At 65.3% G+C, this 12,371-nt stretch carries 11 protein-coding genes; all 11 read right to left on the bottom strand.

The annotated features are described in order from the left end of the window. Positions 1 to 2: 2 nt before the first annotated feature. Complete coding sequence (gene mraY / locus ACSFA3_RS20020; protein ID WP_435507240.1) at positions 3 to 1,181, bottom strand: phospho-N-acetylmuramoyl-pentapeptide-transferase; 1,179 nt, start codon at positions 1,179 to 1,181, stop codon at positions 3 to 5. Beyond that, positions 1,181 to 2,575, bottom strand: coding sequence for a UDP-N-acetylmuramoyl-tripeptide--D-alanyl-D-alanine ligase (locus ACSFA3_RS20015; protein WP_435507396.1), 1,395 nt, complete (start codon positions 2,573 to 2,575; stop codon positions 1,181 to 1,183). The genes mraY and ACSFA3_RS20015 overlap by 1 nt, the downstream gene beginning before the upstream one ends. Positions 2,576 to 2,592: 17 nt before the next feature. Next, the gene (locus tag ACSFA3_RS20010) at positions 2,593 to 4,143 is read right to left on the bottom strand and encodes a UDP-N-acetylmuramoyl-L-alanyl-D-glutamate--2,6-diaminopimelate ligase (protein WP_435507239.1); all 1,551 of its coding nucleotides are present in this window, start codon (positions 4,141 to 4,143) and stop codon (positions 2,593 to 2,595) included. A gap of 2 nt (positions 4,144 to 4,145) precedes the next feature. Continuing rightward, positions 4,146 to 5,906 (bottom strand): peptidoglycan D,D-transpeptidase FtsI family protein, encoded by a 1,761-nt coding sequence (locus ACSFA3_RS20005; protein ID WP_435507238.1) that lies wholly within the window; start codon positions 5,904 to 5,906, stop codon positions 4,146 to 4,148. Beyond that, positions 5,906 to 6,232 (bottom strand): cell division protein FtsL, encoded by a 327-nt coding sequence (ftsL, locus tag ACSFA3_RS20000; RefSeq protein WP_435507237.1) that lies wholly within the window; start codon positions 6,230 to 6,232, stop codon positions 5,906 to 5,908. The genes ACSFA3_RS20005 and ftsL overlap by 1 nt, the downstream gene beginning before the upstream one ends. Position 6,233: 1 nt before the next feature. Beyond that, positions 6,234 to 7,151, bottom strand: coding sequence for a 16S rRNA (cytosine(1402)-N(4))-methyltransferase RsmH (gene rsmH, locus ACSFA3_RS19995; RefSeq protein ID WP_435507236.1), 918 nt, complete (start codon positions 7,149 to 7,151; stop codon positions 6,234 to 6,236). Beyond that, complete coding sequence (mraZ, locus tag ACSFA3_RS19990) at positions 7,151 to 7,582, bottom strand: division/cell wall cluster transcriptional repressor MraZ (protein ID WP_435507395.1); 432 nt, start codon at positions 7,580 to 7,582, stop codon at positions 7,151 to 7,153. Before mraZ ends, rsmH begins: the two co-directional genes overlap by 1 nt. A 259-nt stretch (positions 7,583 to 7,841) precedes the next feature. Then, a complete protein-coding gene (gene hslU / locus ACSFA3_RS19985; RefSeq protein ID WP_435507235.1) occupies positions 7,842 to 9,173 on the bottom strand; it encodes an ATP-dependent protease ATPase subunit HslU in 1,332 nt (443 codons plus the stop codon). A gap of 11 nt (positions 9,174 to 9,184) precedes the next feature. Next, positions 9,185 to 9,730, bottom strand: coding sequence for an ATP-dependent protease subunit HslV (gene hslV / locus ACSFA3_RS19980; RefSeq protein ID WP_435507234.1), 546 nt, complete (start codon positions 9,728 to 9,730; stop codon positions 9,185 to 9,187). A gap of 66 nt (positions 9,731 to 9,796) precedes the next feature. Beyond that, positions 9,797 to 11,383, bottom strand: a complete 1,587-nt coding sequence (locus tag ACSFA3_RS19975; RefSeq protein WP_435507233.1) for an STAS domain-containing protein — start codon at positions 11,381 to 11,383, stop codon at positions 9,797 to 9,799. Between the two features lie 63 nt (positions 11,384 to 11,446). Then, positions 11,447 to 12,340: an RNA polymerase-binding protein DksA gene (gene dksA / locus ACSFA3_RS19970; protein ID WP_435507232.1), complete on the bottom strand. Its 894-nt coding sequence runs from the start codon at positions 12,338 to 12,340 to the stop codon at positions 11,447 to 11,449. Positions 12,341 to 12,371: the final 31 nt, after the last annotated feature.

The following is a 12,371-nucleotide window of genomic DNA, read 5'->3' as shown; positions in this document are numbered from 1 at the left end:
ATTCAGCGCAGCTTCAGCGTCGAGAGACCCACGAGGCAAAGCAGCATCGTGATGATCCAGAAGCGCACGACGACCTGCGTCTCGCGCCAGCCGCTCTTCTCGAAGTGATGGTGCAGCGGCGCCATCTTCAGGATGCGGCGTCCCTCGCCGAAGCGCTTCTTGGTGTACTTGAAGTACATCACCTGCGCCATCACCGAGACCGCCTCGACCACGAAGATGCCGCCCATGATGAAGAACACGATCTCCTGGCGCACGATGACCGCGATCGTGCCGAGAGCGCCGCCCAGCGCCAGCGCGCCGACGTCACCCATGAACACCTGTGCCGGGTGCGTGTTGAACCAGAGAAAGGCGAGGCCCGCGCCGGCCATCGCCGAACAGAAGACCAGCAGTTCGCCGGAGCCGGGGATATGCGGGAACAGCAGGTATTTCGAGAACACGACGCTGCCGGTCACGTAGGCGAAAACGCCCAATGCCGAACCGACCATCACCACCGGCATGATCGCCAGCCCGTCGAGCCCGTCCGTGAGATTCACGGCATTGCTCGATCCGACGATCACCAGATACGTCAGGATCACGAAACCGATCCCGCCGAGCGGATAGCTGATTTCCTTGAAGAACGGCACGATCAGGTTGATCTTCGGCGAGAACTCCAGCGCGAAGCCCGAGCGCACCCATGCTGCGAAGAGTTCCAGCACGCGCCAGTTCGAACTTTCGGAAATGCTGAACAGCAGATAGAAGCCTGCAACCAGGCCGACCAGCGACTGCCACATGTACTTCTCGCGCGAACGCATGCCTTCCGGGTCCTTGCGTACGACCTTGCGCCAGTCGTCGACCCAGCCGATGGCGCCGAAACCCAGCGTCACCCACAGCACGATCCAGACGAAGCGGTTGCTCAGGTCGAACCAGAGCACTGTCGAGAATGCGATCGAGAACAGCACCAGCACGCCGCCCATAGTCGGCGTCCCGCTCTTGCTCAGATGCGACTCCATGCCGTAGCCGCGCACCGGCTGGCCGATCTTGAGCGCCGTCAGGCGACGGATCGCGTACGGACCGACCGCGAGGCCGATGAGCAGCGCCGTGGTCGCGGCCATCAGCGCGCGAAAGGTGAGGTACTGGAAGACGCGCAGGAACCCGAACTCGGGCGAGAGCGTCTGCAGCCATTGAGCGAGGCTCAGCAGCATCAGGCCGTCGCGATGGCCTGCACCACCCGCTCCATGCGCATGAAACGCGAGCCCTTGACCAGCACGCTCGCAACTTGCGGCAGGCGTGCCAGCACGACGGTCTTGAGCAGTTCGACATCGTCGAAGTGCTGCACGTCGGTGCCGCCGGCCGCCTTGAACGCCTCGACGCCATGCGCGGAAGCCGCACCGAGCGCGAACAGCGTCTCGATGCCGCGTGCCTGCGCCAGCGCGCCGACTTCGGCATGGAACTGCGGACCCTGGTCGCCGACTTCACCCATGTCGCCCAGCACCAGCAGTCGCGGACCCGGAAGCGAGGCCAGCACCTCGATGGCGGCGCGCACCGAGTCCGGATTCGCGTTGTAGGTATCGTCGACGATCGTGAACGCGGTACCGTCGGCACGCACGACTTCACTGGCGCGCGAACGGCCCTTGACCGGCTCGAACGCGGCCAGTCCTTCGGCGATCTTCTCGACCGACACGCCGCTCGCCAGCGCGCAGGCGATCGCAGCCAGGGCATTCACGACGTTGTGGCGTCCGGCGATGCGCAACGTCGTGCGGACCGGACCAAGGGGCGTCCGTGCTTCGATGGCCCACGCTCCGGCTTTCCATTCGGCGCTGTGCAGCGAGATGTCTGCGGCAGCCTGTTCGCCGAAGGTCAGGCAACGGCGCGAAGCGCCTTCGTGCGCGATCTCGTTCCAGAGCGGCGACCAGGTGTCGCCGTAAGGGAATACGGCGGTACCGTTGTCGGGCAACGCCGAAAACACCGAACCGTTCTCCTGCGCCACCGCCTCGATGGTCGACATGAATTCCAGATGTTCGCGCTGGGCGTTGTTGACCAGCGCGATCGTCGGCTGCGCCATTGCGGCGAGCCGGGCGATCTCGCCCGGATGGTTCATGCCGAGTTCGACCACGGCCAGCTGATGCGCGGCGCGCAGGCGCAGAAGCGTCAGCGGCACGCCGATCTCGTTGTTGAAATTGCCGGCCGTCGCCAGCGAACGGTCGCTCGAAGCGGCACCCAGAATCGACGCGATCATCTGCGTGACCGTGGTCTTGCCGTTGCTGCCGGTGACGGCCACCAGCGGCAAGGTGTACTGCGCGCGCCAGTGCGACGCCAGTGCGCCTAGCGCGGCCAGCGTGTCGGGCACTTCGAGGCCCGAAAGACCGGCCGCTTCGAGCCCGCCGTGCGCGATGACCGCAACGGCGCCACGCTCCCGCGCATCGGCGAGAAAAGCGTTGGCGTCATAGGTGTCACCTTTGATTGCGACGAAAAGATCACCCGCAGCCAGCGTGCGGGTATCGGTATGGACGCGCGCGAACGGCGTGGCGGCATCGCCCACCAGCCGGGCGCCGGGGAGCCACTGCAGCACTTGGCCCAGCGTCGTCATGGTCGTCATCAATGCACTTTCGGGGTTCACGGAGCGCTCCGCGGTACGGGGGCGCCAAGGGCGGCGGCTGCGTGCAGCCGGTCAGAAAATTCGAAACGTTCGCCTGCGATTTCCTGCCAGGACTCGTGGCCCTTGCCGGCAATCAGAACAATGTCTTGCGGCGCGGCCTGGGCCAGCGTCTCCGCGATGGCACGGGCGCGGTCGGGCTCGACCTGCGCCGCGTCGGGATTCGACAGGCCCAGCAGGATCTGGCTGACGATCGTCGCCGGGTTCTCGCTGCGCGGGTTGTCACTGGTGACGACCACGCGGTCGGCGCATTTCTCGGCGATGGCGGCCATCATCGGGCGCTTGATCGCATCGCGGTCGCCGCCGCAGCCGAACACGCACCACAGCGCGCCGCCGCGCTGCGCAGCCAACGGACGCAGACCTGCGAGCGCCTTGTCGAGCGCATCCGGCGTGTGTGCGTAATCGATCACCGCCAGCGGCTTGCCGGGAACGTCGACGCGTTCCATGCGGCCGGGCACGCTGCCGAGACCGCGGCAGGCATCCACCGCATGCGCCAGGCCCAGGCCGAGCGCGCGAAGAGCGCCGATCACGCCGAGCAGGTTCGCCACGTTGTAGTCGCCCACCATCGCGGTATCGAGACGCTCGACGCTGTCGCCGTCGGGGCCGTGCTCGCAGACGGTGAAACCCAGACCGCGAGCGTCGTAGCCGATGTCGCGGGCCGTCAGGCGAGCTGCGGTGGCCGAAGCCGAAACTGTCCAGACGTCGAGCGCGCCGGTCGACGTTTCGATCAGGCCCGCGACCAGCGCCGCGCCGTGAACGTCGTCGATGTTCACGACTGCCGCCCGCAAGCCGGGCCAGCGGAACAGCTCGGCCTTGGCCTCCCAGTAGGCCTCCATGCTGCCGTGGTAGTCGAGGTGGTCCTGAGTGAAATTGGTGAACACGGCCACGGCGATGCGCATCCCGTCGAGACGGCGCTCGGCGATGCCGATCGACGACGCTTCGATCGCGCAGGCGCCGAAGCCGCGGTCGGCAAAGTCGCGCAGCGCGCATTGCAGCGTGACCGGATCCGGCGTCGTTAGGCCGGTGTAGACGAGCTCTGGCGGCACGCCGACGCCGAGCGTGCCGATCACGGCGCATGGCGAAGAAGTGATGCCGTCGACATGCGGCAGCGTGTTCAAAGCCTCGGCCAGCCACCAGGCGGTGGAGGTCTTGCCGTTGGTACCGGTCACGGCCAGCACGTCGAACTGACCCGATGGCTCGGCGTAGTAAGCGGCAGCGATGGGTCCGGTCGCGGACTTCAGGCCGGGATAGGTGGCGATGCGATCGTCCGCCGCATCGAAGCCATGAGCCTCGACACCTTCATGCTCGACCAGACAGGCGACAGCGCCTTGCGCGAGCGCTGCGGCGACATGGCGGCGGCCGTCGGTCGCAGCGCCGGGCCAGGCGATGAAGCCGTCGCCCGCAGTCACCGCACGGCTGTCGACGCGCAGCCTACCGCGCACGCGGTCCTGCAGCCAGCGGGCTGCATCCTGCGGGGTCTGGAGCGAACGGCGAGTGATGGGCAGCGTCACGTTCAGAAGCTCTCGTCCACGCCCTGCGTCATGACCAGCGGTTTCACCGCCAGGTCAGGCGCGACGTTCATCATGCGAAGCGTCTGCTGGACGACCTCGCTGAAAACGGGTGCGGCGGCTATGCCGCCGAAGTACTTGCCATCGCTCGGCTCGTCGATCATCACGCCGACGATGATGCGCGGCTTCTCGATCGGCGCCATGCCGGTGAACCAGGCGCGGTACTTGTTGCTCGCGTAGCCCTTGCCGACCTGCTTGTGTGCCGTGCCGGACTTGCCGCCGACCGAATAGCCGACCGTTTGCGCCAGTTGCCCCGTACCGCCGGGGCCGGCCGCCATCTGCAGCATCTTGCGCACCGCATGCGCGTTTTCGGGAGAGAACACCGGAACGCCGACCGCCGGCTCCGGACTTTTCAGGATCGTGACCGGAATCAGCCGTCCGTCGTGGGCGAACGAGGTGTACGAATGCGCCATCTGGAACAGCGACGCCGACAGGCCGTAGCCGTAGGCCATGGTGGCCTGTTCGACCGGCTTCCAGTTCTTCCACGGACGCAGCCGTCCGGTCACTGCGCCTGGGAACTGGATCTGCGGCTTCTGGCCGTAACCGAGCGCCGTGTACGTATCCCACATCTCCTGCGGCTGCATCCGCTGCGCGATCTTGAGCGCACCGACGTTGCTCGACTTCTGGATCACGCCCTCGACCGTCAGCACGCCGTAGTTGTGGGTGTCGCTGATGGTGAAACCGCCGAGCTGGAAGCGGCCCGGACCGGTGTCGATCAGCGTCGAAGGCTTCACGCGGCCGGCTTCGAGCGCCATCGCGACGGTGATCGGCTTCATCGTCGAACCTGGCTCGAAGGTGTCGGTCAGCGCACGGTTGCGCAACATTTCGCCCGTCAGGTTCTGACGCTTGTCGGGCACATAGCTCGGATAGTTGGCCAGCGCCAGCACTTCGCCGGTCACGGCGTCGAGCACCACCACGCTGCCGGCCTTCGCACGGCGTGCGATGACCGCGTCTCGCAGCTTCTGGTAGGCGAAGAACTGCACCTTGCTGTCGACGCTGAGCTGGATGTCCTTGCCGTCGAACGGTGGCACGGCGTCGCCGACGCCTTCGACCACACGACCCAGGCGGTCCTTGATCACGCGGCGCGATCCGGGCTTGCCGCCGAGTTCCTTGTCGAACTGCAGCTCGATGCCTTCCTGCCCGTGGTCCTCGACGTTGGTGAAGCCCACCACGTGCGCGGCGGCCTCGCCCTCGGGGTACTGGCGCTTGTATTCCTTGCGCTGGTACAGGCCCTTGATGTTCAGGTCGGCGATCTGCTTGGCGATCGGCGCATCGACCTGGCGCTTGATCCAGACGAAGGTCTTGTCTTCGTCCACCAGCTTCTTGTCGAAATCCTTCTGCGGCATCTCGAGCAGTTTCGCGACCAGCTTCAGCTTGGCCTTGACGTCCGGGTCGTCCCGCTCAATGTCTTCGGGGATCGCCCAGATGCTCGGCGCGATCACGCTCGACGCCAGCAGAAGGCCGTTGCGGTCGAGGATCCGGCCGCGGCTCGCGGGCAATTCCAGCGTCCGTGCGAAGCGGACTTCGCCCTGGCGCTGGAAGAAGGCGTTGTCGACCACCTGGACATAGGCGGCACGCGCGGCCAGCACCATGAAGCCCATGGCGATTGCGGCGACGATGAACTTGCTGCGCCACACCGGCGTCTTGCTCGCGAGCAAGGGGCTGGTCGTGTACTGCACGCTGCGGCTGCGACTGTTGCGAGGCATCAACCGGCCCTCCTCGGAGCGGACGCGACCGGCGCAGGCGCGACGATCGGCGGGATCACGGTACCGTCCGGACGCACGTACTGCGTGATGGCCGGCGTCGTGGTGCGCATCTTGAGCTGCTCCTTGGCCAGCTTCTCGACCCGCAGCGGCGTCGCCTGTGCGCGCTTCTCGACCTGCAGGCGGTCGCCGTCGACTTCGAGCCGGCGGGCTTCGGTGCTGACGCGGTCCAGCTCTGTGAACAGCAGCCGCGAACGGTATTGCGTATGCACCAGGAACAGCGCCGAGGCGAGCACGGCGAGCAGCAGCAGGACGTTGAGACGCGTCATGTCAGGCCTCCGTCCGTTCTGCGATGCGCAGGATCGCGCTGCGCGAGCGCGGGTTGGCGGCAACCTCTTCCGGCGTCGGACGGGTGCGACCGAGCGCGCGCAGCTTCATGACCTTCGGTGCCGCGAACGGCGCGCGACGGTCGTAGACCTCCTTCGAATGCGTCGCGATGAACTGCTTCACGATGCGGTCTTCCAGCGAATGGAATGCGATCACAGCCAGACGACCACCCGGCGCCAGTACCTTGAGGCTTGCCTCTAGCGCCTGTTGCAGCTCTTCAAGCTCGGCATTGATGAAAATCCGAAGAGCCTGAAATGTGCGCGTTGCAGGGTTCTGGCCCGGCTCGCGGGTTTTGACCGTGCCAGCCACGAGCTCGGCCAACTCGGTGGTGGTTGAAATTGGGCCCCGTTCTTGTCGGCGAGCATCAATCGCCTTTGCAATCTGAACAGCAAACCGTTCTTCGCCATAGTCACGGATCACCTCTGCAATCTGCTGTGTTTCGGCCGTCGCCAGCCATTCGGCCACGCTCTCGCCGCGCGTGGTGTCCATGCGCATGTCGAGCGGACCGTCGAAACGAAAAGAAAAACCCCGCGCGGGATCGTCGATCTGCGGGGAGCTGATGCCAAGGTCCATGAGCAACCCCGACACGCTCGCCAGCGGCAGGTCCCCGATGTCGCGGAAGCCCTGGTGCCGAATGGAAAAACGCGCATCGTGGATGCGCGTTGCTTCGGCGACCGCTTCTGCGTCCTTGTCGAACGCGATCAGCCGGCCACCCGGCCCCAGCCTTTCCAGCAGACGCCGGGCGTGTCCTCCACGACCGAAAGTGGCGTCGACATACGTGCCGCCCGCCGCGTCGGCACGGTCCGCGAAGAGCGCCTCGACAGCCTCTTCCAGCAACACGGTGGTGTGGGTCAGGGCCATCAGAACGTCAGATCCTGGACGGACGCGGACACCATGCCGATCGCCATCGATTCGGCTTCCTTGGCATCGTGCGTGGACCTGTCCCACAGCTCGAAATGACTCCCCATGCCCAGCAGCAGCGTTTCCTTGCCGATGTTGGCTGAAGCGCGCAACTCGGGCGAAACCAGCACGCGGCCGGTAGCGTCCATGTCGACGTCCATCGCATTGCCGAGGAACAGTCGCTTGAGCCATTGGTCCTTGAGGGGCATGCGCGCGATACCTTCGCGGAACTGCTCCCAGGCCGGGCGCGGAAAGATCATCAGGCAGCCGTGCGGGTGCCGCGTGATGGTCAGCTGACCGCCTGCCGTGGCCGCGAGCACGTCACGATGCCGGGTAGGCACGGAAAGCCTCCCCTTTGCATCCAGACTGAGCGATGAAGCGCCTTGAAACACGACCACGAAACCTTTGTGGTGGGATCTGGCGCGCATCTCGAAGAGACGCTGTCCGACACTTTTTCCCACTTAACTGCACTTTTTTGCACTGTAGCAGGAAACGATTCGCACACAACCTTGCAACAAGGTAATTTTTCTTAATGGAATCAACGACTTAGCGCCGTTATCGAATGCTCGGTAACAGCGAATTTCGTTGCAAATGAAGCACTTAGCTCACGCACTGAATGTGATGCGTGAACCGCCGGGCTCGAAGACCTCTTCAGAGGATGAATCGAGACAAATCTTCGTCCTGGCTCAACGCTATAAGCCGTTCGTTTACATATGCTGCATCAATGCAAATCGACTGGCCATTCAGCCTGGTCGCGTCGAAGCTGACTTCGTCCAACAAACGCTCCATCACCGTCGAAAGCCGACGTGCACCGATGTTCTCGGTGCGCTCGTTCACGTCGAAAGCGATGCCGGCCAATCGGGTGATGCCGTCCGGCGTGAAGTCGAGCGTCACGCCTTCGGTCGCCAGCAACGCCTGGTACTGCTTGACCAGCGATGCCTGCGTCTGCATCAGGATAGCCTCGAAATCCGCCACCGAAAGCGACTGCAGCTCGACGCGGATCGGAAAGCGGCCCTGCAGTTCGGGAATCAGGTCGCTGGGCTTGCTCAGATGGAACGCGCCGCTCGCGATGAAAAGGATGTGATCGGTCCGAATCACGCCATATTTGGTGGACACCGCAGTGCCCTCGACCAGCGGCAGCAGGTCGCGCTGGACCCCCTGACGCGAGATGTCGCTGCCCTGCGCCTCTGAGCGTGTCGCGACCTTGTCGATCTCGTCGATGAAGACGATGCCGTTCTGCTCGGCATTGTGGATCGCCTGGGTGCGGATGTCGTCTTCGTTCACCAGCTTGGCGGCTTCTTCGTCGATCAGCAGCTTCATGGCCTCGCCGATCTTCAGCTTGCGGGTCTTGCGCTTGTCCTGGCCCATCTGGCCGAACATGCCGCGCAACTGCTCGGTCATTTCCTCCATGCCGGCCGGACCCATGATCTCCAGCGGCGTGCGGTTCTCCGACAGGTCGATCTCGATCTCCTTGTCGTCCAGCACGTGTTCGCGCAACTTCTTGCGGAACGCCTGGCGCGTGGTGTTGCCGCCGTCGCCGATGGCGGGCACAGCGCCCTCCGGCGTGCGCGCGGGCGGCAGCAGCACGTCGAGAATGCGGTCTTCGGCGGCGTCTTCGGCACGCATCCGCACCTTGACGCTTTCCTTCTCGCGCGTCTGCTTGACCGCAATCTCGGCCAGATCGCGAATGATGGCATCGACATCCTTGCCGACGTAGCCGACTTCGGTGAATTTGGTCGCCTCGACCTTGATGAACGGCGCATCGGCCAGGCGCGCGAGCCGGCGCGCGATCTCGGTCTTGCCGACGCCGGTGGGACCGATCATGAGGATGTTCTTCGGCGTGATCTCGACGCGCAGCTTTTCCTCGACTTGCTGACGACGCCAGCGGTTGCGCAGTGCGATGGCGACCGCGCGCTTCGCCTGCGGCTGGCCGACGATGTGACGATCGAGTTCTGAGACGATTTCCTGGGGGGTCATTGACATGGTGGGCAGACTCAGAGCGTCTCTATCGTGTGGTGCATGTTGGTGTAGATGCAGAGATCGGCCGCGATTTCGAGCGACTTCTTGACGATCTCGGCAGCCGACAGGTCTGTGTTCTCGAGCAGCGCCTTGGCAGCGGACTGCGCATACGCACCGCCGGAACCGATCGCCACGATGCCGTCCTCGGGCTCCAGCACATCGCCGTTGCCGGTGATGATCAGCGACGTGGTGCCGTCGGCGACGGCCAGCATCGCTTCGAGGCGACGCAGGACGCGGTCGGTACGCCAGTCCTTGGTGAGTTCGACCGCGGCACGGGCCAGCTGGCCCTGGTGCTTGTCGAGCTTGGCCTCGAAGCGCTCGAAGAGCGTGAAGGCGTCCGCCGTGGCGCCGGCAAAGCCTGCGATGACCTTGCCGTGATGCAGTCGCCTGACTTTGCGCGCCGAGCCCTTGATGACGATGTTGCCGAGGGTCACCTGGCCGTCGCCGCCGATGGCGACCTGGTCGCCGTCCGGGGTCTTGCGACGCACGCTGATGATCGTGGTTCCGTGAAACTGTTCCATCGACGCCACTTGGGGATAGCGCCGGACGATTCAAGATCGGAAAGGTATCCGATGGCAACCGGAACGCTAGTGCTGCCGCAGGCCGACCGGTGCGTGTGTCGTGATGCCGACGATCTTGAAGAAAGCCGCCACCAAGCGCTGCACGTCGACGAAGTGCACGCGATGACCCTGGCTCTGGCGCATCGCGACCCAGTGCATCAGCGATTCGGCCGCCGCCAGGTCGATGCGGATCAACGCAGCGCACGATATTGCCGTCGGATCGGGTGCGGCGGCCAGTTCCCGCTCGGCGATCTCGGCTTCGAGCCGTCGCCAGGTGCCGGGCAATTCGCCCGTCAGTTCACCCACCAGCGCAGCGGGCGACTTGCCCGAACCTTCTGAAAGGGCCGTACCGCCGCCAGACACATTGCGGCTCGACGTCGACGGCCCGCTTCCTGCGGGCAAATCGAGCGCCGCAAACTGCCCGCAAGGATCTTCCCAAGCCGGCGGCGACACCTCGTAGGTGATGCAGTAGTTGAGCGCAGCCATCTCGAAAGGATCGGCCGCGTGCATGACGCGCAGGGCCGCCATGCGCAGCTGCCACCAGAGCTGCTCGACATCGCGCCCATTGACCGGCGTCGCCTTCTCGAGCACAGCCTCCAGGCGCGGCGCTCCGGCGAAGCGCAGATCGACCGGCGAATTTGCCCAGTGGTTGAAAAGCATCCGCAACGGCCCGGCCGCATCCGCGTCGATGACGGTCAGCCCGCGCCAGTCGAGCGTCCAGGTGCCGCCCGCTGCAGTGAGCGAGCGGGTGAGCTCTGCCAGATCGGCCCGACGAAGTTGCGGCGGGCTGCGCCAGTCGGCCGCGTGCGGATCGGCTGCAGCAGCCTGCATCGTCGCGATCGAGCCGGCCTGAAGCCTGTTCGAAGCCTCCTCCCGAAGCGAGAGCCAGTCCGGCCCGCTGCGTCCGAAACGCTGCATGTAGCGCACGCTGGCCGTTCCGAATTTCTCGGCGTCGCCGGTCGCGCGGTACAGATCGAGCAGCGCCAGCCATGTGTCGTCGTGCCCCGCCTGCGGACTGCCCGGCACCAGGGCCTGCAAGAGGATGGACTCGGCGCCGGCATCGTCGCCGTGAGCGAAGCGGATCGCGGCTTCGTCGAGTGCGCTATCGCCGGCCGGCAGCACCAGGCTGCCCGGCTCGGGCGGGCGCGAAGCCTGCATCTCGCCGCGGCCGGTGTCGGTGTCGGACGACCGGGCATGGTCGGGTCTCATGCCGGGCGTGGTGTCCGCATAGGCGCGCGAGCGTTGGGCGGCGAGCACATCGGGATGGATCGGCGCGCCTTCCGGACTGGCCGGATCGCCTTTCCACCACTGTCGCGACATCTGCGCCTCGATCTCGTCGATCTTGCGCAGCGTCAGCGCGCGACCTTCACTCCTCCCATGCGTACTGCTGTCGGCGTGCGAGGACTGCGATTCGGGCTCGCGGATGCCGGCGGCCTCGCGCTGCCGCATGCGGCGCAACACATCGAATTCGCGACGCCGCACGAAATCGTTTCGTTGGCGGCGTTCCAGCATCTCCCGAAGCATTTCGCGGCTGTAGCCGTTTTCGCCGGTAGCCGAATCCTGGGCGTCGAGTTCCGCCCAATCCTTCAGCGGATTGCGGACGAATTTCGCCATCTTGGAGAGCAGTCGGCCTGATTCCTCTTTCGACATCGTTCGCGCCCGGGTGAGTGAGTCGGATCAGTCCCCGAACATCTTCTGCTTGAGTTCGCGACGCTGCTGCGCTTCGAGCGACAGCGTGGCGGTCGGCCGGGCCAGCAGCCGGCCGACGCCGATCGGCTCGCCTGTCTCGTCGCAGTAGCCGTAGTCGCCGGCATCGATGCGCTGGATCGATTGCTCGATCTTCTTCAGCAGCTTGCGTTCGCGGTCGCGGGTACGGAGCTCGAGCGCATGCTCTTCCTCGATGGTCGCGCGATCGGCCGGATCGGGCACGACCACGGTGTCCTCGCGCAGATGCTCGGTGGTTTCGCCGGCGTTTTCCAGGATGCCGCGCTTGAGCTCGACCAGCTTCAGGCGAAAGAACGCCATCTGCTTGTCGTTCATGTACTCCGAATCGGGCATCGCGATGACTTCGGCGTCGACCAGTTCGGCCGCTTCCTTCGTCTTCCAGTTGTTCGCGAGCTTCGGGTCTTTCTTGACCGCGACGTGCGGCGGCGGCACGAGCGCCGTCGACACGATCTGGGTGAAGCTCGACTTGGCCGCGGTCGACGCAACCGACTGCGCCATCGAAGGCACCGTCAACTGCGACAACCGGGACACGCGGCCGCCGCGTGCAGCGGGTGCGGGCGGTGGCGTAGCGGAATTCGGCGCGTTGTTGGCGTGATTGGTGGCGGCGGAAGGTGTCGCCGGGGGCGTGGTGGTGGCGGCAGCCGTTTTTTTCATGGGGGACGATGTGGCGGGTGGCACGGCGCGTGCGCCGACGGGTTGGGTAGACACGACAGCTGCGGGAGCTGTCTTCGATTTGGCGACCGCAACCGGCGTTTTCTGCGCTGCAGCAATGGCCGGCTTCGCCACCTTCGCCGCAGAAACGGTCGGCTTGGTAGCGGGAGTGGCCTTTACGGCAGGCTTCTTCACGGTGGCAGGCTCCTTGGAAATGCTTCGAGGA

Origin of the sequence: Variovorax glucosi, from assembly GCF_051216695.1 — a bacterium.
Classification (GTDB): Bacteria; Pseudomonadota; Gammaproteobacteria; order Burkholderiales; family Burkholderiaceae_C; genus Variovorax.
Note: the sequence above shows the minus strand (reverse complement) of the source record. Positions and strands in the feature narration are given on the sequence as shown.